Genomic DNA, 22,373 nt, shown 5'->3' on the forward strand with positions numbered 1-22,373 from the left:
CCCCGCGACCACTGACCGAAGGACCCCTCACCCGTGGCTCTGCCTCCCCTGACCCCCGAACAGCGCCAGGCCGCCCTGGAGAAGGCGGCGGCCGCTCGCCGCGAGCGGGCCGAGGTGAAGAACCGGCTCAAGAACTCGGGTGCCTCGATCAGCGACGTGCTCGCGCAGGGTCAGGTCAACGAGGTCATCGGCAAGATGAAGGTCCTCGACCTGCTCCAGTCGGTGCCCGGTCTGGGCAAGGTCCGGGCCCGCCAGGTCATGGAGCGGCTGGGCATCGCCGAGTCCCGGCGCGTGCGCGGTCTCGGCGCCAAGCAGGTCGCCGCGCTGGAGCGCGAGTTCGCCGCCGGTGAGTAGCCGTCTCTTCGTCCTCGCCGGGCCCACCGCGGTCGGCAAGGGCACGGTCGCCGCTGCCGTCCGCGAGGAGCACCCCGAGGTCTACCTGTCGGTCTCCGCGACCACCCGCGCCCCGCGCCCGGGCGAGGTCGACGGCGTGCACTACCACTTCGTCGACGACGCCGAGTTCGACCGGCTCATCGCTGAGGGCCAGATGCTGGAGTGGGCGATCGTCCACGGTGTGCACCGCTACGGCACCCCGCGCGGTCCGGTCGAGGCCGCGGTGGCGGCCGGGCGCCCGGCCCTGCTCGAGATCGATCTCCAGGGTGCGCGCCAGGTCCGCGAGACCGCGCCGGACGCCGTCTTCGTCTTCCTCAAGCCCCCGTCGTGGGACGAGCTGGTCCGCCGGCTGGTCGGCCGGGGGACCGAGACCGAGGAGGAACGCGAGCGCCGACTGGCCACCGCACGCGACGAGCTGGCCGCCGAGGCCGAGTTCGACGTGACCATCGTCAACCGCGAAGTTAACGCTGCCGTCGATGAGTTGATAGCCTTGATGGTTGATTCCGTCCACGATCAGTGAGGACCTCTGTGTCTGCCCCGAACATCGCCGCTGAGGGTGTCACCAACCCTCCCATCGACGACCTGCTGTCCAAGACCGACAGCAAGTACAAGCTGGTCCTCTACAGCGCCAAGCGCGCGCGGCAGATCAACGCCTACTACTCGCAGCTGGGCGAGGGCCTGCTCGAGTACGTCGGCCCGCTGGTCGAGACCCACGTCCAGGAGAAGCCCCTCTCGATCGCGCTGCGCGAGATCAACCAGGACCTCCTGACCTGCGAGGACATCGACCCGTCCGAGCTCGTCGAGCCGGCCGCCGCTGCGGCTGCCGAGGCTCCCGCGGCCGACGCCGAGTGATCTGACGGCGCCCATGTCCCGGCCCCGCGTGGTGCTCGGCGTCTCCGGTGGCATCGCGGCCTACAAGGCCTGCGAGCTGCTGCGTCGCTTCACCGAGTCCGGCCACGACGTGACCGTGGTCCCCACCGCGGCCGCCCTGGAGTTCGTCGGTGCGCCCACCTGGGCCGCACTGTCGGGCAAGCCGGTGTCGGCCGAGGTGTGGGACGGCGTGCACGAGGTGCCGCACGTCCGCCTCGGGCAGGGCGCCGACCTGGTCGTCGTCGCGCCGGCCACGGCCGACCTGATGGCCAAGGCGGCCCATGGGCTCGCCGACGACCTGCTCACCAACACGCTCCTCACGGCGCGCTGCCCGGTGGTCCTAGCCCCGGCCATGCACACCGAGATGTGGGAGCACGCGGCGACCACGGCCAACGTCGCCACGCTGCGCTCGCGCGGCGTGATCGTCATCGAGCCGGCCGAGGGCCGGCTGACCGGCGCCGACACCGGCAAGGGCCGGCTGCCCGACCCCGAGGAGATCTTCGAGGTCGCCCGCGACATCCTGGCCCGCTCCCAGTCCGCCGCGGCCCCGGCGGCCGGGATCCACGACCTGGCCGGGCGCCACGTCGTCGTCTCCGCGGGGGGCACCCGCGAGCGCCTCGACCCGGTCCGCTTCCTGGGCAACCGCTCCTCGGGACGCCAGGGCTACGCCCTGGCCCGGGCCGCGGCCGCCCGGGGCGCCGAGGTCACCCTGATCGCGGCCAACGTCGCGCTGACCGACCCGGCCGGCGTCAAGGTGGTCCGCGTCGAGTCCACCGCCGAGCTGCGCGACGCCGTGCTGTCGGCGGCCGCGGGCGCCGACGCGGTGGTGATGGCCGCCGCGCCGGCCGACTTCCGGCCGGTGAGCACCTCCGAGGTCAAGATCAAGAAGGCCGACGACGGATCGGCCCCGGCGATCACGCTGCAACAGAATCCCGACATCCTCAAGGAGATCTCGACCCACCGGGCCCGCCCGGAGGCCGTGATCGTCGGGTTCGCCGCCGAGACCGGTGACGCGACCGGCAGCGTGCTCGACCTGGCCCGGGCCAAGCTGGCCCGCAAGGGCTGCGACCTGCTGGTCGTCAACGACGTCAGCGGCGGCGCGGTCTTCGGCAGCACCGACAACGAGGCGGTGATCCTGGGCTCCGACGGGTCCGCGGTCGACGTACCGCACGGCTCGAAGTCGGCGCTCGCGCACCTCATCTGGGACCAGGTCGTCGCCCGACTTTCCTGAGACTCTCGGGCATCACCTCGTGCCGTCCGTATCGTTGGACCACCGCCCATCCAGCCCCCAACCAGGAGTTCCCACCACCATGACCGGACGTCTGTTCACGTCGGAGTCGGTGACCGAGGGTCACCCGGACAAGATCGCGGACCAGATCAGCGACACCGTCCTCGACTACCTCCTCGAGCACGACCCCAAGAGCCGGGTCGCCGTCGAGACGCTGCTGACCACCGGTCTCGTCGTGGTTGCCGGTGAGGTGACCACCGAGGCCTACGCGCCCGTGGCCCAGCTGGTGCGCGACAAGATCCTGGAGATCGGCTACGACTCCTCCGCCAAGGGCTTCGACGGCAACTCCTGCGGCGTCCAGGTCGCGATCGGCGCCCAGTCGCCCGACATCGCCCAGGGCGTCGACACCGCCGAGGACGTGCGCCTGGGCGGCTCCGCCGACGAGCTGGACAAGCAGGGCGCGGGCGACCAGGGCCTGATGTTCGGCTACGCCTGCGACGACACCCCCGAGCTGTTCCCGCTGCCGATCAAGATCGCCCAGACGCTGGCCGAGCGCCTCACCGAGGTCCGCAAGAACGGCACGCTCGACTACCTGCGCCCCGACGGCAAGACCCAGGTCACCATCGAGTACGACGAGGACGACCGCGCCGTGCGCGTCGACACCGTCGTGCTGTCCACGCAGCACGCCGAGGACGTCACCCAGGAGCAGATCGCCGCCGACATCACGGCCCACGTGATCGAGCCGGTGCTGGAGCAGTTCAAGACCAGCGTCCCCTTCGACGGCTACAAGCTCCACATCAACCCGACCGGCAAGTTCGTCGTCGGCGGCCCGATGGGTGACGCCGGCCTGACCGGCCGCAAGATCATCGTCGACACCTACGGCGGCATGGCCCGCCACGGTGGCGGCGCGTTCTCCGGCAAGGACCCGTCCAAGGTCGACCGCTCCGCTGCCTACGCGATGCGCTGGGTCGCCAAGAACATCGTCGCCGCGGGCCTGGCCCGTCGCGCCGAGGTCCAGGTCGCCTACGCGATCGGTGTCGCCAAGCCCGTCGGCGTCTTCGTCGAGACCTTCGGCACCGGCATCGTGCCGGACGAGAAGATCCAGGCCGCCGTTCTCGAGGTCTTCGACCTGCGCCCGGCCGCGATCCTGCGCGACCTCGACCTGCGCCGCCCGATCTACGCCAAGACGGCCGCCTACGGTCACTTCGGCCGCGAGCTGCCCGAGTTCACCTGGGAGCGGACCGACCGCGCCGAGGCGCTCAAGGCCGCCGTGGGCGCCTGATCCACCGCACATCCGCGCGTCGCACGCCCGTCGTCCCCCAGGGACGGCGGGCGTGTTCCGTCGTGGGGCACTGGTAGAACTGCCGCCATGACCCCCACCCCCGACGAGCCGGCCCTCGAGCTGCCCGGTCTCGTCCGCGACCGGGTCAAGGAGGGCCGGGCCAAGGCCGCGGCGACCCGGGCCCGCAAGGTCGCGGGGGCCGTCATCGCCGAGCACGAGCCGGTGGCCCGGGTCGTGCTCGACCTGCCGCTGGCCCACCTCGACCGGGTCTTCGACTACGCCGTCCCGGTCGCGATGGCCGACGGCGCCCGCCCCGGCGCCCGGGTCAAGGTCCGGTTCGCGGGCCAGGAGGCCGACGGCTACGTCATCGAGCGCGCGGCGGCCTCCGACCACGACGGGACGCTCGTCCCGCTGCGCCGGCTGGTCAGTCCCGAGCCGGTGCTGAGCCCGGCGGTCGAGGCGCTGTGCCGGCGGGTGGCCGAGCGCTATGCCGGCGTCAGCGCCGACGTACGACGGCTCGCGGTGCCGCCGCGCCACGCCACCGTCGAGCGCGAGCCCACGCCGGCCGAGCCGGTGCTGGTGCACGACCCGGCGACCGCCGACCGCGCCTGGGCGGACTACCCCGCGGCCGCGCCCTTCCTGGCCCACGTGCGCGAGGGGCACGCCCCGCGTGCCGTGTGGGGGGCGGCCCCCGGCGACGACTGGCCGGCGATGCTCGCCCAGCTCGCCGCCTCGGCGCGCGCGGCCGGGCGGGGCGCGCTCCTGTGCCTGCCCGACCACCGCGACGTCGCGCGCCTCGACGCGGCGCTGACCGAGCTGCTCGGCGAGGGCCACCACGTCGCGCTGCACGCCGAGCCCGGTCCGGCCCAGCGCTACCGCGAGTTCCTCGCGGTCAGCCGGGGGGACCGGGGGATCGTGGTCGGCACCCGCTCCGCCGCCTTCGCGCCGGTCCACGACCTGGGCCTCGTCGTCATCTGGGACGACGGCGACGAGCTCCACGCCGAGCCGCGCGCGCCGTACCCCCACACCCGCGAGGTGCTGCTGCTGCGTGCCGAGCACGAGGGCACGGCCGCCCTGATCGGCGGCTTCAGCCGAACGGTCGAGGCCCAGCACCTGCTCCAGACCGGCTGGGCCCGCGAGATCGCGCTGCCGCGCGCCGCGGTGCGCGAGCGCGCGCTGATCGGCGTCAGCGGGGCCAGCGACGTCGCCCTGCTGCGCGATCCCAGCGGGGGTGGGGCCCGGGTGCCGCGCGAGGCCCATGACGCGTTGCGCTGGGGGCTGGAGCGCGGTCCCGTGCTCGTCCAGACCCCACGGGCGGGCTACGTCCTGCGCCTGGCCTGCGAGCGCTGCCGTACGCCGGCCCGCTGCGCCGCCTGCGCCGGCCCGCTCCAGCTCACCGGGCCGACCACGCCGCCGCGCTGTCGCTGGTGCGCGACCGAGGCACCGGCCTGGTCGTGCCCCGAGTGCGGCGCCGCCGGCCTTCGCGCCCCGATCGTCGGCGACGCCCGGACCGCCGACGAGCTCGGCCGCAGCTTCCCCAAGGTGCCGGTGGTCTCCTCCTCGGGCGACCAGATCCGCGCCCGGGTCGGCCCGGAGCCGCGCATCGTCGTGGCCACCCCGGGCGCCGAACCCGTCGCCGAGGACGGCTACGCCGTCGTCGTCCTGCTCGACACGTGGTGGGCGCTGGGCCGCGACAGCATGCGCGCCTCGGAGGAGGCCCTGCGCCGCTGGTGCAATGCCGTCGGCCTGCTCGGCGCGGGCGGGCGCGCGCTGGCGGTCGGCGACCCGGCGGTCCCGGCGCTCCAGGCGCTGGTCCGCTGGGACCCGGCGGGCTTCGCGGCCCGCGAGGCCGAGGAGCGGCGCGAGGCACGGCTGCCGCCGGCGGCCCGGGTCGCCACGATCCGGGGCGCACCCGGCGCGCTCGACGACGTCCTGACCCTGCTCGACCTGCCCGCGCCGGGCGAGGTGCTGGGCCCGGTCCCGACCCGCGACGACGAGGTCGAGCGGGTCGTCGTCCGGGTGCCGCGCAGCCAGGGGGCCGACCTGGCCCGCGCGCTCGCCGAGGCCCAGCGGCTGCGCTCGGCGCGCAAGCTCGATCCGGTCCGGATCCAGGTCGACCCCGCCGAGCTCGACTGAGCCCGGCCGCCCCGCAGCGGTGCAGCGGGTGCTCGCTAGGCTTGGCCGGTGGCTATCCGACCCATCCGCCTCTTCGGCGACCCGATCCTGCGCAAGCCGGCGCTCGAGGTCGTCCACTTCGACGCCGAGCTGCGCCAGCTGGTCACCGACCTGACCGACACGATGCTCGAGGCGCCCGGGGCCGGCCTGGCCGCGCCCCAGATCGGCGTCGGCCTGCGCGTGTTCACCTGGAACGTCGAGGGCGAGGTCGGCCACCTGGTCAACCCCCAGCTGAGCCTGTCCGACGAGACCCAGGACGGTCCCGAGGGCTGCCTGTCCCTGCCCGAGCTCACCTACGACTGCCTGCGGGCCCTCTCGGTGATCGCGACCGGCTTCAACATGCACGGTGACCCCGTCACCATCGACGGCAGCGGCTACCTGGCCCGCGCGATCCAGCACGAGACCGACCACCTCGACGGCATCTTGTTCATCGACCGGCTCGACGACGCCGGCCGCAAGGCCGCGATGCGCGAGATCCGCCAGTCGGAGTGGTTCGGGCTGGAGAAGCCGACCATCCGGGTCTCGCCCCACGCGACGGGAGGCTTCGGCCGATGAGGGTCGTCTTCGCCGGGACCCCCGAGGTCGCCGTCCCCGCACTCGACGCGATCGCCGCGTCCCCGCACGAGCTGGTCGGCGTGGTCACCCGTCCCGACGCGCCCGCCGGCCGCGGCCGCAAGCTCACCCCGAGCCCGGTCGCCCAGCGGGCCGAGGAGCTCGGCGTACCGGTGCTCAAGCCGGACCACCCGCGCGACCCTGAGTTCCAGGAGGCGCTGCGCGCACTGCGTCCCGACTGCTGCCCGGTCGTGGCCTACGGCGCCCTGATCCCGCAGAGCGCGCTCGACATCCCCGAGCACGGCTGGGTCAACCTGCACTTCTCGGTGCTGCCCGCGTGGCGCGGCGCGGCCCCGGTCCAGCACTCGATCTGGGGCGGCGACGAGTACACCGGCGCCACCACCTTCCGGATCGTCAAGGCGCTCGACGCCGGTCCGACGTTCGGCGTGATGACCGAGCGGATCCGGCCCACCGACACCGCCGGCGACCTGCTCGCCCGGCTCGCCGAGGGCGGCTCCGGCCTGCTCGTGGCGACCCTCGACGGCATCGCCGACGGCTCGCTCGAGGCGCGCGAGCAGCCCGCCGAGGGGGTCAGCCTGGCCCCCAAGATCACCGTGGACGACGCCCGCGTCGACTGGTCCGAGCCCGCGGTCGGCGTCGACCGCCGGATCCGTGCCTGCACGCCCGGTCCCGGCGCCTGGACGACGCTCGACGGCGAGCGGGTCAAGCTCGGCCGGGTCGAGATCGTCGCCGAAGGCCCGGACCTCGCGCCGGGCGCGATCCAGGTCGGCAAGAACGAGGTCCTCGTCGGCACCGCCTCCGGCACGGTACGGCTGACCGAGGTCAAGGCCTTCGGCAAGAAGCAGATGGGCGCGGCCGACTGGGCGCGCGGGGTGCGACTGCCCGAGACCGCGAGCTTCGAGTGAGCACCCGCGGCCGGCGGCGGGTGGACCCGGCGCGGGTCGCGGCGCTCGAGGTCCTTCGCGCGGTCCGGGTCGAGGACGGCTACACCAACCTGGTGCTGCCCGCCGTCCTCGCCCAGCACGGGCTGAGCGGGCGCGACGCCGCCTTCGTCACCGAGCTCGCGGCCGGCACCGTACGCCGTCAGGCGACCTACGACGCCGTCCTGGCCGCCTGCATCGACCGTCCGCTGCGCAAGGTCGAGTCCGCCGTCCTCGACGCACTGCGACTCGGCACCCACCAGCTGCTCGCGATGCGGGTCCCGGCCCACGCCGCGATCAGCACCACGGTCGACCTGGTGCGCGCCCAGGTCAGCCACGGCGCGGGCGGCTTCGCCAACGCCGTGCTGCGCAAGGTCTCCGCGCGCGACCTCGACGCCTGGCTGGCCGACGTGGCGCCCGACGCCGCGAGCGACCCGCACGGCCACCTCGCGGTCGCCGAGAGCCACCCCCGCTGGGTGGTCGACGCGCTCGCCGAGGCGGTCGGCGAGGACGAGGTCGCCGCGCTCCTGGCCGCCGACAACGTCCCGCCGCGGGTGACCCTGGTCGCCCGCCCCGGACGCGCCACCCGCGACGAGCTCCCGGGCGCGCCCACGCCGTACTCGCCCTTCGGTGTCACCCTCGACGGCGGCGACCCGGCCGGCGTGCCCGCGGTCGCCCAGGGCCGGGCCGGCGTCCAGGACGAGGGCTCCCAGCTCGTCGCCCTCGCGCTCGCCGCCGCCCCGGTCGAGGGCCGCGACGAGCGCTGGCTCGACCTGTGCGCCGGTCCCGGCGGCAAGGCGGCCCTGCTCGCCGCGCTCGCCGCCGAGCGCGGCGCCGCCCTGACCGGGGTCGAGCTGCACCACCACCGGGCCCGCCTGGTCGCCCGCGCGGCCGCCGCGGGACCCGGTCTGGCCGGTGTCGTCCAGGCCGACGCGACCCGGGCGCCGTTCGCCGACGCGAGCGCCGACCGGATCCTCCTCGACGCGCCCTGCACCGGCCTCGGCGCGCTGCGCCGGCGGCCCGAGGCCCGCTGGCGGCGTACGCCGGACGACCTGGTCGCGCTCGTCGCCCTCCAGCGCGCCGTGCTCGCCGAGGCCGTGCGGGTGCTGCGGCCCGGGGGAGCGCTGCTCTACGCGACCTGCTCGCCGGTGCTGGCCGAGACCGCCGAGGTCGTCTCCGCCGCGCTCGCCGGCACCCCGGGGCTGCGCCTCGACGACGTGGCGGCGCACCTGCCCGCCGTACCGGACGCGGCGGGGCCGCTGCCCGGCACCGTCCAGCTCTGGCCGCACCGGCACGGCACCGACGCGATGTTCCTCGCCCTGCTCCGCCGGGAATGACGAGAGATAGTTGACGGTTCAACCAGCGTGAAGAAGATCGGATTCCTGTCCTTCGGCCACTGGACGCCCAGCCCGCACTCCCAGGTGCAGACGGCCTCCGACGCGCTGCTGCAGTCGATCGACCTCGCCGTCGCGGCGGAGGAGCTCGGCGCCGACGGCGCGTACTTCCGGGTGCACCACTTCGCCCGCCAGCTCGCCAGCCCCTTCCCGCTGCTCGCCGCGATCGGCGCCCGGACCAGCCGGATCGAGATCGGCACCGGCGTCATCGACATGCGCTACGAGAACCCGCTGTACTTCGCCGAGGACGCCGGCGCGGCCGACCTCATCTCCGAGGGCAGGCTCCAGCTCGGCATCTCGCGCGGGTCGCCGGAGCAGGTCGTCGACGGCTGGCGCTACTTCGGCTACGCGCCCGCGGAGGGCGAGACCGAGGCGGACATGGCCCGCAAGCACACCGAGGTGCTGCTCGGCGTCCTCCAGGGTGAGGGCTTCGCCCAGCCGAACCCGCGCCCGATGTTCGCCAACCCGCCCGGCCTGCTGCGTCTCGAGCCCCACTCCGAGGGCCTGCGCGACCGGCTCTGGTGGGGAGCGGCGTCCAACGGCACCGCCCGCTGGGCCGCCGGTCTCGGCATGAACCTGATGAGCTCGACGCTCAAGGAGGACGAGAGCGGCCAGCCGTTCCACGTCCAGCAGGCCGACCAGATCCGGGAGTTCCGGGCTGCCTGGGCCGAGGCGGGCCACGACCGCACGCCGCGGGTCTCGGTGAGCCGCTCGCTCTTCCCGCTCGTCACCGACGAGGACCGGGCCTACTTCGGCACCGGCCGCGAGGAGTCCGACCAGGTCGGCCAGATCGACAACATGCGCGCGATCTTCGGCCGGACGTACGCCGCCGAGCCGGACCAGCTCGTCGAGCAGCTGCGCGAGGACGAGGCGATCGCCGAGGCCGACACCCTGCTCCTGACGGTCCCGAACCAGCTGGGCGTCGACTACAACGCCCACGTGCTGGAGTCGGTGCTCACCCACGTGGCGCCCGCGCTCGGCTGGCGCTGAGGGGCGCCCGGCCGCGCGCTGGCCAGGGTGGTCGCGCCAGGGTGGTCGCGCCGGGCCGGTCAGGCCGGCGCGACCTGGGCCCGGGTCTGGTCGAGGAAGCGGTGGATCGTGTCCCGGCTGCGGCTCAGGCACGCGATCCGCTTCTCCAGCCCGTCGAGCTCGGCCGCCAGCAGCGCGGCCACCTCGGCCGGACAGGTCGGCTCCTCGCGGGCGCAGGCGTCCTCGGCGTCCAGGAGCACCTTGACCAGGCGCGTCGGGATGCCGGCCTGGACCAGGCCGGCCACCCGCTCGACCCGCTCGACGTGGGCCTCGCCGTAGTCCCGGTAGCCGTTGGGCTGCCGGTCGGCACTGAGCAGCTCCTGCTGCTCGTAGTACCGGATCAGCCGGGGCGCGACCCCGGTCCGCGCGGCCAGCTCGCCGATCTTCATGTCTGCTGCCTCACCTTCGCGTGAAGAGACCTTGACATTGACATCAGTGTCAAACTCTAGCGTCGAAGCATGACGCTCACCAGCACCCCGCCACCCGCCCCTGCCGCTCCTCCTGCCGCGGGGCTGCCGTGGCCGGCCCTACTCGTCCTCGGCGGCGCCACGCTGGTGATGGTCACCGGCGAGATGCTGCCGACCGCGGTCCTCGGCCCGATGAGCCGGGGGCTCGGCGTCGCCGAGTCCGCCACCGGGCTCCTGGTCAGCCTGTGGGCGGCCGTCGTGGTCGTGGCGAGCTTCCCGCTGGTCCGGCTGACCCGGCGGTACCCGCGGGCGCTGGTCGTCGCGGGCAGCCTGGTGGCGTTCGCGCTGGCGGCCGGGCTGACCGCCCTCGCGCCGTCGTACGGGGTGGTGCTGGGGGCGCGGACCCTGGGTGCCGCGTCGGTGGGCCTGCTCTGGTCGACGGTCAACGCGCACGTCGCGGACCTGGTCCCGGACCGGCTGCTCGGGCGGGCCACGTCGGTCGTGCTCGGGGGAGCGACGCTCGGCCTCGTGCTCGGTACGCCGGCCGGCCGGATCGTCGCGGACCTCGCCGGCTGGCGCGCGTCCTTCGCCGTGCTCGCTGTGGCGAGCCTGGTGATGGCGCTCCTGGTGCTGCGGGTGGTGCCCGGCGCGCCGCCCGCCGGCCCCACGAGCGCGGCGGGCGGCGCGGGCGGCTCGTCGCTGCGCCCGATGGTCGTGATCACGCTGCTGGTTGCGCTGGTGCTCGTCGGGCACTACGGCGCCTACACGTTCATCACCCGCCTGGCCGGACCGCCCGCGCTGGTGCTGCTGGTCTTCGGCCTGGCCTCCGCCGTCGGCGTGGTGGTCGCCGGCCGCGCGGAGCGGACCGGACCGGCGCTCGTCGTCGCGACCGCGGTCACCGCCGCGGCCATCTTCGCCGTCGCCGGCACCGGCAGCCTCGCCCTCGTGGTCCTGTGGGGCGTGGCCTCCGGAGCCCTTCCGCCGCTCGCCCAGACACTGGTGCTGCGGCTGGCCGGACCGGCCCACCGCGGGCTGGCCGGAGCGTTGATCCCGGTGCTGTTCAACGGCGGCATCGCGGTCGGTGCGGCCCTCGCCTCCGGCATCGTCGCCCGGTACGGCGTCGCCGGGCTCGGGCTCCCCGCCGCGGTCCTGGTCGCGGTGGCGGCGGCCGGCCTGGCGGCAGCGACGCTCAGGGGCGGTCCCAGCGCGGCGCGAGCCGCAGCCCGTCGATGAAGGTCGCGACCGGGGTCGCGCCGAGGTCCGCACGGCTGCCCTGGACCGTCACGAAGTAGTTGCCGTGCACCGGGCTGGTCCACAGGGTCGACGCGTCGGCGCCCTTGTCGGGCTGGCCGGCCCAGTCGGCGTGCTCGGCGGCCGGGCGGGCGACCACGGTGACGCCGTTCTGGCCCGCGGTGGTGCACCAGGCCTTGTCGTCGACGGGGAAGTACTCGCAGGTCCAGCCGGGCAGGTCGAGCGTGAAGGGCAGCACCGGCTCGCCCAGCGCACCGGGTTCGAGGCCGTCCTGCTCGCCCGGCGGGGCGGTGACGGTCGCGGCGGCCGAGGGGGTCGGTGTGGTCGCGACGGCGGCGTTGCGGGCCGTCGTACTGCCTCCGGCGAGGGCGGACGCGCTCAGCGCGATGGCCGTCACCGCGAGGACGCCTCCGGCAGCGGCACCGATCCGGCGCCGGCGCCGGATCCGGACGCCCGCACGGAGCGAGGACTGGGCGAGGTGCTCGAGGTCGGGGCGCTCGTCGCGGAGCCGCTCGCGCAGGGCGGTGGTGAGGTTCGGGTCGAGGTCGTTCACGGGTGGGTCCTCTCGGAGACGGGGTCGATCAGGGGGCGCAGCCGCAGCAGGGCGCGGCGCGCGCGGGTCCGCACGGCGGACTCGCTGATCCTGAGATGGGTCGCGGTGTCGGCGACGCTGCGGTCCTCCCAGTAGCGGAGGACCACGACGGCACGGTCGAGCGGAGGCAGTCCGGCGAGCGCGGCGAGCAGGTCGACGCGCGTCCCCGGGTCGGCGCCCGGCGGTGGGCTGAGGTCGGCGTCGGTGAGGTCGCTGGGCCGCTCGCTGTTGCGCCGCAGCCGCCGGTGGGACAGGAACGTGTTGAGCAGCGTCGTCCGGGCATAGGCCAGCGGGCTGTCCGCGGTCTGCACCCGCCGCCAGTGCACGAACACCTTGGCGTAGGTCGCCTGGGTCAGGTCCTCGGCGAGGTGGTGGTCGCCGGTGAGCAGCATCGCCGCCTGGTGGAGCTGGGTGCCGCTGGAGCGCACGAACGCGGTGAACTCCTCGGCCTGCCGGTCTGCCTTCACACCCATCTGACGCCCCGACCGGGTCGTTGCGTGACAGGCGATCTCATGGACGTTGCTCGCCGGTCTCAGTCGAGGACGTGGCGCAGGTAGCGGTGGGGGTCGTCGAGGTAGCGCCGTCAGTGCTGGACCAGCTCGAGCTCGGCCCACGTCGTACGGTGCAGGCCGGCGTCGCTGACCTCGAGGATCGTCGCCCCCGGCATCGCCGCCAGCACCGGCGAGTGGGTCGCGCACAGCACCTGGCCGCCCTCGCGCACCACCCGGTCGAGCACGGAGATCAACCCGAGCGTCGAGGAGAACGACAGCGCCGCCTCGGGCTCGTCGAGGCAGTAGAAGCCGGGTGAGTCGAACCGGGTCCGCAGCACCTCGAGGAACGACTCGCCGTGGCTCATCTCGTGGTAGGGACTGTCGGGCTGCCTGGCCCACGGGTTCGGGTGGTCCTCGAGGAAGCTGTACCAGCCGTGCATCGTCTCGGCCCGCAGGAAGAACCCCCACCGCGGCGCCCCGATCCCGCGCTGGAGCCGCAGCGCCGTGTGCAACGGCGACTCCGTCTCGCGCGTGCTGTGCCGCCCCTGCGCCGTACCGCCCTCGGGAGACAGGCCGAACGCCACCGCGATCGCCTCGACGAGCGTCGACTTGCCCGAGCCGTTCTCGCCGACCAAGAAGGTGACCCCCTTGGGCAGCACCAGACCCTCGCGCACCACCTGGGCCACCGCCGGCACGGTCATCGGCCACGCGTCGGGGTCGAGGCGCTGCTCGGCGTCGACGCGCACGACGGGCGGTTGGTCGAAGTCCACGCGGTCACGGTAGCCGTGGGGTCCGACGTAGGTCGGCGTCGTCGAGATCCGCACCCGACCGTCTTTCGTCGTCGCGCTCACCGACGGCGAGGACCCGCTCGTCGCCGCGCAGCGCGAGCTCCGCGAGGAAACCGGCCTCGTCGCGGCGTACTGGCAGGAGATCGGACGGATGGGCGCGCTCATCGGCGTCGCCGACGCGCCGGAGACGGTCTACCTCGCGCGCGACCTGACGTACGCCGGCGGTGCGAAGCACGCGGCGGATGCCTCCAGCCGCGCCGCGATCCTCCTGCCGCTCGTGGCGTCGGGCCGTCTGACCTGACCCTTTCGGTACTGTCGCGCCATGGCGTCCCCGGCGGTCGAGATCGAGGTCGAGAGCCGTGTCGTGCGGGTGAGCAACCCGGACCGGATCTACTTCCCGGAGATCGGTGCGACCAAGCTCGACCTCGTCGAGTACTACCTCGCGGTCGGCGACGGTATCGTCAACGCGCTGTGGGAGCGCCCGTGCATGCTGCACCGCTTCCCCAAGGGGCTCGACGGCGACAAGGTGCACCAGAAGCGGCTCCCCGCGGGCGCGCCCGACTGGGTGGAGACGGTGCAGCTGTTCTTCCCGCGGTGGAAGCGGACGGCCGACGAGCTCTGCGTGACCGAGCTGGCGTCGGTGATCTGGGCGGTGCAGATGTCGACCGTCGAGTTCCACCCGTGGAACAGCCGACGCGGGGCGACCGAGCAGCCCGACGAGTGGCGGATCGACCTCGATCCCGGCCCCGAGTCGACGTACGACGACATCCGGCGCGTCGCCCACGTGGCCCACGAGGTGCTCGACGAGCTCGGCGCGGTCGGGTACCCCAAGACCAGCGGCAGCAAGGGCCTCCACATCTACGTGCGGATCAAGCCCGAGCTCGACCACAAGGGTGTACGACGGGCCGCGCTCGCCTTCGCCCGCGAGGTCGAGCGCCGGGCGTCCGGGCTGGTCACCACCACCTGGTGGAAGAAGGACCGTGACCCTGCGACGGTCTTCGTCGACTACAACCAGAACGCCCGCGATCACACGGTCGTTTCAAGTTACTCGGTCCGTGGAGTCCCTGACGCTAGGGTCTCGACACCCATGCGGTGGGACGAAATCTGGGATGCAGACCCGCGTGACTTCACTATCCGTACTGTTCCGGCACGCTTCGCCCAACTCGGCGACCTGCACCACGACATCGATGAGCACGTCTTCGACATCGAGCCGCTTCTCGGGTGGGCGGACCGCGACGGCCTGCCGTCCTGACCGCGAGAAGGGCCGCTTCCTGGGCGCTACTCGTCGCGGAGCGCGCACAACTTGGCATCTATTCTGCACAAGTTCGGCAATACACGTGAGACCGCTTCGAGGGCGTCCTGAGGGTCGAGCGGAGCTTGCGCACCCGGGAGATTCGCTTTATGGGCCATTCGCCCTCTGAGTTCGCCCAGTTCGTCCATATGCTGAAGCCAAGTCGAACCCAAATCGGACTCCTTTATGCCAACGGGAAGCATTAGCCGAAGAACGTCTTTTGCCTTTAGTCCGTTGTTCTTCTCGGTCCAGTGGCGAAGGGATTGGCGACTGTCTTGAAGATGACCCCTGATGCCCCAAGGGCCGCCTGGGAACGCCTCTGGAGGATCAGCAACAGCTGCATATGTCAGTAGGGCCAGGAGGCTAGTTCTGGGTATGAAGTCGCGGGAGAAGGATCGGAGGCATGAATCGACCACCTCGAGGACGATTCCCTCTAGATAGTCCTCCAAGGCCGCGTGGCTCAGGATCACAAATGCCTTTGCGCGGTTATGCTCGGCTCCCGAATACACTGGCGGCTGGCGAACAACGATGAACTGTCGGCGGAGGTCCGCGAGATGTTCAAGCGTGCTCACCAAGCGGTGAGATGTACGTCCGGGCGATGGGCGGTTGGCGATTCGTGCGGCCTTACGCAGTTCTGAGATAGTGAACTGTTGCCCGACGGGCGGTGGCCAGGTGACCTTTCTCATTGAATGCTGGCGTCCGAGCTACGATGCGCGCACGCGACTGGCGTAGTCCGCTGGAACGTCAACGGGAACCATCAGCGCGCCTTCAAGTGCGTCGGCCCACTGAACGAACCGCCGGGCCGTCGCGGTTATGCTCTTCGTAGTGGACGTAATCGCAGTCACGAATTCTGAATCGCCTTCGCACAGTTCTTGCAGGCACTCAACGACGGATGATGGGTTGCTCAAGGCAGCGTCCATCACGCGGGGCTGCGACAGACTGTGGACCATGACGTCGAAGATGGCACGGTTGAAGCGTCGTTCGGGTATCCCGTTGGTGTATCGACTGAAAGCGACGCGTTCGCCGAAGATTGAGATGGCCGCCGCGATTGCGCGCTCCACATTGTCGACCGTTGTCGAGATGATAGCGGCATCTGACTGCCAAGTATTGTTGAAATGCTCGCAGGTGTCGTCGAGGAAGGCCTTGAGATTTCCGGCGTAACTCTCTGGCCGCAATTGGAAGGCTAGCGCGCGGAGCAGGATCTCGGTGTCGCGCATACGGAAATCGGCGCCAGACTGGTTCAACGCGGACTTTAGAACGTCGCTAGCAACCGCACGCTCATCGACGAAGTCAGTGAATCGCCCGGGCTTGAGTGCTTGCCTCAATTCTTGAGGGGACAGCGCAACTGATTCGGTGTTGAGTCTCAGAAACACTAGGAACAGGTAGTCGTCGGTAGGCCAGTTGCGAACGACTACAGTCCTAATTGTACTGTTGTCGAAAGCGTCTCGGTCATCGGCATATCCGGGCTCTTCGCGGAGGTCCTTGTACGACTTTCCATCGAGATCTGAACGGAGTTGAAGCTTTGTCAACGACAACTGTTGAAAGGGTACGTCTTCCTCGTGCTCGCCCGGTTCGGCGCAGAACTGCCGCAGGGTCAGAAGCCTTTGCTTCCCGTCGAGGACGACGTATCTTCCGCGTTCGCCTCGCTTCTCTGCCAAGACGACCTGAGGAATTGGCAAGTTCAGCAGAAGTGACTCAATGAATCGGCTCTTGCGCTGTGGCTGCCATACCTCGCGTCGCTGAAACCGAGGATTGAGGTCAATGTTCCCCCGACGCATCTGATCGACGACCGTGGCGGTGGTCCAATCGCTTCCGGTGACAAACGCATCGCGGAGTGACTCAGGTGAGATCGGCCCCGCATCGGCTTCTGTCTCCGCTCCGACTGACTCGTCGATCGATCCGACCTCATCGGAGGACTCGTCCTCTGGAAACCGTACTGCTGACGTCGACTCAGACTCGGACACGGCGCCAGATTAGCGAGCCCTGGAGGCGAGCGGGCCGACTCGTACGAACAGGTCGAAGTGGCTGCCCCTCCAACCCGCGATCAGAACGCTTGGCGGCACGCGTTCTGATCGCTGAAGTCTCGTCCAGTGCAACGTTTGAGGAACGCAAGGGACCACACGATCGCGGCGGCGTACTCGGTGCGGGGGCTGCCGGACGCCCGGGTCTCGACGCCGGTCCGGTGGGACGAGATCGACGACGCGGATCCGCGGGACTTCACGATCCGCACGGTGCCGGCGCGGTTCGCCGAGCTTGGGGACCTGCACCACGACATCGACGACCACGTCTTCGACATCGCGCCGCTGGTGGCGTGGGCGGACCGTGACGACCTGCCCGACGAGGGCGACGACGAGGAGTAGGTTGCGGAGGGTGACGCTGACCTCGCTCGATGCAGCGGCGCTCGACGCCGCCGACCCGCTCGCCGCCCACCGCGACCTCTTCGTCGGCGCGGCCGGACCTGTGGTCTACCTCGACGGCAACTCCCTGGGCCGGCCGCTGCGGGCGACCGCCACGCGGATGGCCGCGTTCGTCGAGGAGGAGTGGGGTGGCCGCCTCATCCGTGGGTGGGACGAGCGCTGGTTCGACCAGCCGCTGACGCTGGGGGACCGGCTCGCGGAGGTCGCGCTCGGTGCCGCGCCGGGGCAGACCGCGATCGGGGACTCGACGACGGTGCTGCTCTACAAGATGGTGCGCGCCGCGGTCGCCGCGCGGCCGGGGCGGCGCGAGATCGTCATCGACCGCGACAACTTCCCCACCGACCGGTACGTCGTCGAGGGCGTCGCCCAGGAGTGCGGCCTCACCGTCCGCTGGGTCGAGGCCGACCCCGACGGCGGCCTCACCGTCGACGACCTGGCTACCGTCGTGGGCCCCGACACCGCGCTGGTCGTGGTCACCCACGTCGCCTACAAGTCCGGCTACCTCGCCGACGTCGCCGCCCTCACCCGCCTCGCCCACGACGCGGGCGCCTGGGTCCTCGTCGACCTGTGCCACTCGGTCGGCTCGGTGCCCCTCGCCCTCGACGCGTGGGAGATCGACCTCGCGGTCGGCTGCACCTACAAGTACCTCAACGGCGGCCCCGGCGCCCCGGCGTTCGGGTATGTCGCCGCGCGCCACCTCGCCGACGGCTCCTTCGCCCAGCCGGTGCAGGGCTGGATGGGGGCAGCGGACTCGTTCACCATGGGGCCGTCGTACGCCCCGGCGACGGGGATCCGCCGCCTGCTGAGCGGCACCCCGCCGATCGTCGGCATGCTCGGGCTGGCCGACATGGTCGAGCTGGTCGCCGAGGCCGGCATCGAGGCCGTGCGCGCCAAGTCCATCGCCCTCACCGAGTACGCCGTCGCGCTGGTCGACCGCGACCTGCCCGGCGTACGCCTGGCGTCGCCGCGCGACCCCGCTGTCCGCGGCGGGCATGTCACGCTGGCCCACCCGCGGATGCGGGAGGTGACGGCGGTGCTGTGGGAGCGGGACGTGATCCCGGACTTCCGGATGCCCGACGGGCTGCGGCTCGGGCTGTCGCCGCTGTCGACGTCGTTCGCCGAGGTCGAGGCCGGGGTGGCCGCGATCCGGACGGCGCTCGACGACGGCACCCGGTGAGGGTGCGGCGGCGCCTCACTGGCTGATCTGGCTCCAGGTGCGGCCGCCGTCCTCGGACATGCTCATCCCGGCCAGGCTGACCACGTAGAGCCGCTCGCCGAGCACGGCAGAGTCGATGAGCGGCGTGTCGTCACTCTGGGCGAAGTCGGTGGGGATGTCCGTGCTGGCGGTGAGGATGCGCTCGTCCGCGTCGTCGGTGATCGCCAGACGCTCGTCGTCCAGGGCGAGCAGGATCCCACCCTCGCTGAGGACGGTGGTGGCGTACTCCTCGAAACGGTCCTGGCCGGGCGTCCAGCGGTGGACCGTGGCTCGGTCCCCGGTGGCGTCCTGGCACACGGCGAACGCGGCACCGGCGGCCGCGGTGAGCTGGGCCGAGGTGCACGGCGCTGCCAACGGGGTCCACCCGGTGCCTCCGTCGTCACTGACCCGCAGGACGTCAGACGAGGCCAGGTCGGCGCTGGTCGCCTCGGAGGAGCCCGTGACGAGCAGGCTGCCACCGACGGCCTGGACGGACGTGGCGACCGTGATGCCGTCGATGTCGACCCGCTCGGGGCGATCGGTGGCGGCCGGAAGCCGCCACACGTCGCCGTCGGTCGTCCACACGTCGTCCGCGAGCACGCTGACCTCGGTGGCAAGACCATCTTCCGGGTCCTGTGCCTGGCCGGGGAGCGGGACGGCTGACCAGCTCCGTCCTTGGTCATGGCTGACCCAGACCTGATCTCTGTCAGCGACCCAACCGGTGCTGCCGTCGGAGGTGAAGTCGAGGCTGAAGAGGCCCCAGACCGGGATCTCGCCGACGACGGTCCACTGCGTGCCCGTGGTGCGCAGGATGCGGGTGCACTGACATCTGACGTCGGTGTCGAGCACGAAGAGTGCGTCACCGACCACGTCCAAGCTGCGGGGAGACCACGGCGGCGGCGACGGTGTGCCCAGGTGGCGCTCGGTGGGCGCGGGGGGAGCGTCGTCACTCCGGGTCAGGGCGTAGCCGACCATCGCGCCGAGCGCCACGGTCGCGGCGACTCCCGCAGCGATGACCTGCCGCGCGGTACGCCGGCGCCGGGCGCCCTGGCGGATGCCGGGCAACCAGCGCTCGAGGTCGGGGGCGGGGTCGCCGTCCGGGTCGGTGTCGGCGGCCAACGTCGCGCGCAGAGCGTCCTCGAGGCGGGTCATGACGTCTCCTCCAGGTCGGCGAAGGTCGGCAGCTGGTCGCGCAGAACCGCCAGTGCCCGGTGGGCCTGGCTCTTCACGGTGCCGACCGAGCAACCGAGCACGTCGGCGGTCTGGGCCTCGGTGAGGTCCTCGTAGTAGCGCAGCGCGATCACGGCGCGCTGGCGCGGGGGGAGCCGTCGTACTGCGGCGAACAGCTCGTGGTCGTGCGGCCGGTCGCGGTGGGACGCACCCGTGGGGGAGTCGCCGGTCTCGGGCAGGGGCCGTTCGCGGCGGACCTTGCGCCACACCGAGATGCTGCGGTTGACCATCGCCCGGCGGACGAAGCCCTCGGGGTCGTCGAGCTTGCGCCAGCGGGGCAGGACCCGCTCCAGCGCGTCCTGGACGAGGTCGGCGCCGCGCTGCTCGTCGCCGCTCAGGGCGCGGCCGAGCTTGAGCAGGTGCGGCAGCCGGGCCGCGACGAAGGCGTCGAACGCTGCATCGTCGCGATCGCCCGGTAAGGGGTCCATCAGCACAGGCTCCACGCCCCGAGGACGCACCAGCACCGCAGAAGGTTGCCTCGCTGCCCGACGCGGATCCGGTCGGTCCGGGTCAGGCGCTGAGCGGACGCTCCAGCACCGCGCGCAGCTCGCGCGCGTGCGCATGCAGGATCACCGCGGCGAACCCGTTGCCCGAGGCCTCCTCCAGGGCGGCCTCGCGGTCCCACGCATCGGCGAGCCGGTGCACCTCGGCCTGGCCGGCGGCGCGATCGGCGGCGTCGGCGGCCCGCTTGCGGGCCTCGCTGTTCATCATCGGCATGGCGGTTTGCCTCCCCACGAGAGTCGACGGTGACTCGTCCTCCCATGATCGGCCGCCGTATGCCGATTCGGAGGAGAATCGCCGATCTCAGGCGGGATCGTCGGTCCACGCGACGGCGCTGATCCGCCAGCCGGCGCCGGTGCGGACGAGCTGGATCGACTTGGTGCCGGAGCCGGTGTGCTCGGTGCCGTCCTGGCGCCACGCCTTGGCATAGGTGCACCAGTGCTGCGCGATGTCGCCGGCCAGGTCGGTACGGCCGGTGACGACCCACTCGCGGAAGCCGGTCATCGTGCCCGCGGCCAGGAGCGCGACCCGCGGGGCGATGAAACCCTCGACGTCGTACGTCGTGGGGGCGGCGGGATCGGTCGGGTCGGTCCGGACGACGAGGGCCTGGGGGAGCAGCACCGCACGCAGGTCCGCGGCGTGCTCGGCCGCGTCCGGGCCGCTGACGAAAGCGGCGAAGAAGCGGGCGACGACCGCCTCCACAGCGGCGTGGTCGTCGGCGACGGCGTGCGTGGGGACCTCGGGCACGGGACCGATCATGCCCGACCGTGGACGGACCGTCCGTCGGCCGCGACTCCCAGGGCGTCGATCACTGCCTGAATCTTCCACGAGCGAGCGCGGGACGATTGTCCAGAAGGGACAAATCCGAGCATCAACGCGCGTGGACTCTTTGTCTATGGATCCTTGCGCTCTGGCATAAGGGTGGCCATACTCACTGTCCCCTGCAACGGAACTCAGGAGTCCAGATGAAAACTCTCAGGGCAGCGATTCTGTTCGCTGCGATTTCCATCTTGATGCTGCCGCTCTCCTCCGCCTCGGCCAGCACCCAACCGCACCGTTCATCGGCGAGCATGTCCATGGCTGCGGCGAGCGCCCCTGCGTGCAAAGGCTATGCCCGCAGCATCACCAAGCCTGGAAACTACGTCCAGCTGGAGGCGTGGGTGAGCTGCGACCGGGCCGTCGACCAGATCCGTGTCCAGGCGTTCCTCACCCGCGGGGAAGCCGCCCGCTACAGCGACGTTGTCAACTGCAAGAACCGGAGCACGTGCTTTGCGACGGTCACGCACCCCGACAAGAGCGGAACGCAGAAGTACTGGGGTGGCGTCGTCGCGGGCGACGTTCCGGTCACAGCCGTGTGGGACAACGGCAAGTCGTGGTCGTGCTACGTCGGGATCAAGTGCACTTTCGGCACGGCCAACTACTGAGGCAGACACCTGACCTAGTGGCGCGGAGCTGAATGCTGGACAGTTGGCCTTCGCGAGGATCCGTGCATTAGATCCTCGCGAAGGGGCTGACAGCCCGCGCCACTAGCCGGGATCGTTGTCGGCATGGAGGCGGTCGCCGTGCGCTCGTCGTTCGCATCCAGGAGATCCGGGCGTGAGATCCGGGTGCAGGCATCCGAGGTCCTCTCGCCCGATAGCCTGTCCCGGTCATGAGCGCTTCTCCTGGTCCCCGTGGTGGACAGCACATCCAGATCACGCCGTCGATCCTCAACTCCGACTTCGCCAGGCTCGGTGAGGAGGTCGCCCGGATCCCGGGCGCCGACTGGATCCATGTCGACGTCATGGACAACCACTTCGTGCCGAACCTGACGTTCGGGCCGACCATGGTCGAGGCGCTCGCCCGGGTCAGCCCGGTCCCGCTCGACGCCCACCTCATGATCGAGGACGCCGACCGCAACGCCCCGGCGTACGTCGAGGCGGGGTGCGGGTCGGTGACCTTCCACGTCGAGGCGGCCAAGGCGCCCGTCCGGCTCGCGCGCGAGATCCGGGCGGCCGGCGCCCGGGCGTCGATGGCGCTCAAGCCCGCGACGCCGATCGAGCCCTACGAGGACCTGCTGCCCGAGCTCGACATGCTGCTCATCATGACCGTCGAGCCCGGCTTCGGCGGCCAGAAGTTCCTCGACCTGTGCCTGCCCAAGATCCGGCGGGCGCGCGCGATGATGGACAAGCACGGCATCGAGACCTGGCTCCAGGTCGACGGCGGCGTCTCGCTCGAGACGATCGAGCGGTGCGCCGAGGCGGGTGCGGACGTGTTCGTCGCGGGCTCGGCGGTCTACTCCGCCGAGGACCCGGACGCGATGGTCGCCGCGCTGCGGGCGTCCGCCGACGCCGCACGCGCCTGAGC

26 protein-coding genes and 1 pseudogene are annotated in these 22,373 nt (G+C 72.0%); 18 read left to right on the forward strand and 9 right to left on the reverse strand.

Going from position 1 to position 22,373, the window contains the following annotated elements:
* Positions 1–33: 33 nt before the first annotated feature.
* From mihF to CCO04_RS18970, 10 genes are all read left to right on the forward strand, one after another.
* The gene (mihF, locus tag CCO04_RS18925; RefSeq protein WP_215815723.1) at positions 34–354 is read left to right on the forward strand and encodes an integration host factor, actinobacterial type; all 321 of its coding nucleotides are present in this window, start codon (positions 34–36) and stop codon (positions 352–354) included.
* Positions 347–913, forward strand: a complete 567-nt coding sequence (gmk, locus tag CCO04_RS18930; protein WP_215815724.1) for a guanylate kinase — start codon at positions 347–349, stop codon at positions 911–913. The genes mihF and gmk overlap by 8 nt, the downstream gene beginning before the upstream one ends.
* 8 nt (positions 914–921) lie before the next feature.
* Positions 922–1,245, forward strand: a complete 324-nt coding sequence (gene rpoZ / locus CCO04_RS18935; RefSeq protein WP_257751028.1) for a DNA-directed RNA polymerase subunit omega — start codon at positions 922–924, stop codon at positions 1,243–1,245.
* 13 nt (positions 1,246–1,258) lie between these two features.
* On the forward strand, positions 1,259–2,494 hold the full coding sequence (gene coaBC / locus CCO04_RS18940; RefSeq protein ID WP_215815726.1) for a bifunctional phosphopantothenoylcysteine decarboxylase/phosphopantothenate--cysteine ligase CoaBC: 1,236 nt from the start codon (positions 1,259–1,261) through the stop codon (positions 2,492–2,494).
* A 79-nt stretch (positions 2,495–2,573) separates the two neighbouring features.
* Positions 2,574–3,773 (forward strand): methionine adenosyltransferase, encoded by a 1,200-nt coding sequence (metK, locus tag CCO04_RS18945; RefSeq protein WP_215815727.1) that lies wholly within the window; start codon positions 2,574–2,576, stop codon positions 3,771–3,773.
* Between the two features lie 87 nt (positions 3,774–3,860).
* Complete coding sequence (locus CCO04_RS18950) at positions 3,861–5,909, forward strand: primosomal protein N' (protein ID WP_215815728.1); 2,049 nt, start codon at positions 3,861–3,863, stop codon at positions 5,907–5,909.
* A 48-nt stretch (positions 5,910–5,957) separates the two neighbouring features.
* Positions 5,958–6,503, forward strand: a complete 546-nt coding sequence (gene def / locus CCO04_RS18955; protein WP_215815729.1) for a peptide deformylase — start codon at positions 5,958–5,960, stop codon at positions 6,501–6,503.
* Positions 6,500–7,426, forward strand: coding sequence for a methionyl-tRNA formyltransferase (gene fmt / locus CCO04_RS18960; RefSeq protein WP_215815730.1), 927 nt, complete (start codon positions 6,500–6,502; stop codon positions 7,424–7,426). Before def ends, fmt begins: the two co-directional genes overlap by 4 nt.
* Entirely contained in the window at positions 7,423–8,778 is a 1,356-nt protein-coding gene (locus CCO04_RS18965) for an RsmB/NOP family class I SAM-dependent RNA methyltransferase (RefSeq protein ID WP_215815731.1), read from the forward strand. The genes fmt and CCO04_RS18965 overlap by 4 nt, the downstream gene beginning before the upstream one ends.
* Before the next feature lie 27 nt (positions 8,779–8,805).
* Positions 8,806–9,825, forward strand: coding sequence for an LLM class flavin-dependent oxidoreductase (locus tag CCO04_RS18970; RefSeq protein WP_215815732.1), 1,020 nt, complete (start codon positions 8,806–8,808; stop codon positions 9,823–9,825).
* Positions 9,826–9,884: 59 nt separating this feature from the next.
* On the opposite strand, the gene CCO04_RS18975 is transcribed toward CCO04_RS18970, so the two are convergent.
* Positions 9,885–10,253 carry a MerR family transcriptional regulator gene (locus tag CCO04_RS18975; protein ID WP_215815733.1) on the reverse strand — a complete coding sequence of 123 codons (369 nt, stop codon included), beginning with the start codon at positions 10,251–10,253 and terminating at the stop codon, positions 9,885–9,887.
* Between the two features lie 69 nt (positions 10,254–10,322).
* Between CCO04_RS18975 and CCO04_RS18980 the strand changes: the two genes are divergently transcribed.
* Positions 10,323–11,504, forward strand: a complete 1,182-nt coding sequence (locus CCO04_RS18980) for an MFS transporter (protein ID WP_215815734.1) — start codon at positions 10,323–10,325, stop codon at positions 11,502–11,504.
* Here the strand turns inward: CCO04_RS18980 and CCO04_RS18985 are convergent.
* The 3 genes from CCO04_RS18985 to CCO04_RS18995 form a co-directional block, all read right to left on the reverse strand.
* Positions 11,461–12,075, reverse strand: coding sequence for a hypothetical protein (locus CCO04_RS18985; protein ID WP_215815735.1), 615 nt, complete (start codon positions 12,073–12,075; stop codon positions 11,461–11,463). The two genes, CCO04_RS18980 and CCO04_RS18985, sit on opposite strands and share 44 nt — an antisense overlap.
* A complete protein-coding gene (locus CCO04_RS18990) occupies positions 12,072–12,587 on the reverse strand; it encodes a SigE family RNA polymerase sigma factor (RefSeq protein ID WP_215815736.1) in 516 nt (171 codons plus the stop codon). Before CCO04_RS18990 ends, CCO04_RS18985 begins: the two co-directional genes overlap by 4 nt.
* A gap of 110 nt (positions 12,588–12,697) precedes the next feature.
* Positions 12,698–13,375, reverse strand: coding sequence for an AAA family ATPase (locus tag CCO04_RS18995; RefSeq protein ID WP_308281352.1), 678 nt, complete (start codon positions 13,373–13,375; stop codon positions 12,698–12,700).
* A gap of 46 nt (positions 13,376–13,421) precedes the next feature.
* Between CCO04_RS18995 and CCO04_RS30105 the strand changes: the two are divergent.
* The 3 genes and pseudogenes from CCO04_RS30105 to ligD all read left to right on the forward strand — a co-directional run.
* Positions 13,422–13,538: pseudogene (locus CCO04_RS30105) on the forward strand (NUDIX domain-containing protein); the annotation flags it as partial.
* Between the two features lie 6 nt (positions 13,539–13,544).
* Positions 13,545–13,694: a hypothetical protein gene (locus CCO04_RS28705; protein ID WP_252373559.1), complete on the forward strand. Its 150-nt coding sequence runs from the start codon at positions 13,545–13,547 to the stop codon at positions 13,692–13,694.
* 21 nt (positions 13,695–13,715) lie between these two features.
* Positions 13,716–14,645: a non-homologous end-joining DNA ligase gene (ligD, locus tag CCO04_RS19005; protein WP_215815737.1), complete on the forward strand. Its 930-nt coding sequence runs from the start codon at positions 13,716–13,718 to the stop codon at positions 14,643–14,645.
* 743 nt (positions 14,646–15,388) lie between these two features.
* On the opposite strand, the gene CCO04_RS19010 is transcribed toward ligD, so the two are convergent.
* On the reverse strand, positions 15,389–16,648 hold the full coding sequence (locus CCO04_RS19010; protein ID WP_215815738.1) for a DUF262 domain-containing protein: 1,260 nt from the start codon (positions 16,646–16,648) through the stop codon (positions 15,389–15,391).
* A 135-nt stretch (positions 16,649–16,783) separates the two neighbouring features.
* Here CCO04_RS19010 and CCO04_RS19015 point away from each other — a divergent pair, with 135 nt between their 5' ends.
* Positions 16,784–17,044: a hypothetical protein gene (locus CCO04_RS19015; protein WP_308281354.1), complete on the forward strand. Its 261-nt coding sequence runs from the start codon at positions 16,784–16,786 to the stop codon at positions 17,042–17,044.
* A gap of 10 nt (positions 17,045–17,054) precedes the next feature.
* Entirely contained in the window at positions 17,055–18,278 is a 1,224-nt protein-coding gene (locus tag CCO04_RS19020) for an aminotransferase class V-fold PLP-dependent enzyme (protein WP_215815739.1), read from the forward strand.
* A 15-nt stretch (positions 18,279–18,293) separates the two neighbouring features.
* Here the strand turns inward: CCO04_RS19020 and CCO04_RS19025 are convergent, their stop codons facing one another.
* The 4 genes from CCO04_RS19025 to CCO04_RS19040 all read right to left on the reverse strand — a co-directional run bounded on the left by CCO04_RS19025 (position 18,294) and on the right by CCO04_RS19040 (position 20,774).
* On the reverse strand, positions 18,294–19,448 hold the full coding sequence (locus CCO04_RS19025) for a hypothetical protein (protein ID WP_215815740.1): 1,155 nt from the start codon (positions 19,446–19,448) through the stop codon (positions 18,294–18,296).
* Positions 19,445–19,954, reverse strand: coding sequence for a SigE family RNA polymerase sigma factor (locus tag CCO04_RS19030; protein ID WP_215815741.1), 510 nt, complete (start codon positions 19,952–19,954; stop codon positions 19,445–19,447). Before CCO04_RS19030 ends, CCO04_RS19025 begins: the two co-directional genes overlap by 4 nt.
* A gap of 82 nt (positions 19,955–20,036) precedes the next feature.
* Positions 20,037–20,243 carry a hypothetical protein gene (locus tag CCO04_RS19035; RefSeq protein ID WP_215815742.1) on the reverse strand — a complete coding sequence of 69 codons (207 nt, stop codon included), beginning with the start codon at positions 20,241–20,243 and terminating at the stop codon, positions 20,037–20,039.
* A gap of 87 nt (positions 20,244–20,330) precedes the next feature.
* Positions 20,331–20,774, reverse strand: a complete 444-nt coding sequence (locus tag CCO04_RS19040; RefSeq protein WP_252373560.1) for a DUF4440 domain-containing protein — start codon at positions 20,772–20,774, stop codon at positions 20,331–20,333.
* A gap of 218 nt (positions 20,775–20,992) precedes the next feature.
* On the opposite strand from CCO04_RS19040, the gene CCO04_RS19045 reads away from it, so the two are divergent.
* Together CCO04_RS19045 and rpe are read left to right on the forward strand one after the other, a co-directional pair.
* Positions 20,993–21,451 carry a hypothetical protein gene (locus tag CCO04_RS19045; protein WP_215815744.1) on the forward strand — a complete coding sequence of 153 codons (459 nt, stop codon included), beginning with the start codon at positions 20,993–20,995 and terminating at the stop codon, positions 21,449–21,451.
* A gap of 227 nt (positions 21,452–21,678) precedes the next feature.
* Positions 21,679–22,371, forward strand: a complete 693-nt coding sequence (gene rpe, locus CCO04_RS19050; protein WP_215815745.1) for a ribulose-phosphate 3-epimerase — start codon at positions 21,679–21,681, stop codon at positions 22,369–22,371.
* Positions 22,372–22,373 lie beyond the last annotated feature (2 nt).

The organism is Pimelobacter sp. 30-1 (genome assembly GCF_018831735.1).
Lineage (GTDB): Bacteria > Actinomycetota > Actinomycetes > Propionibacteriales > Nocardioidaceae > Nocardioides.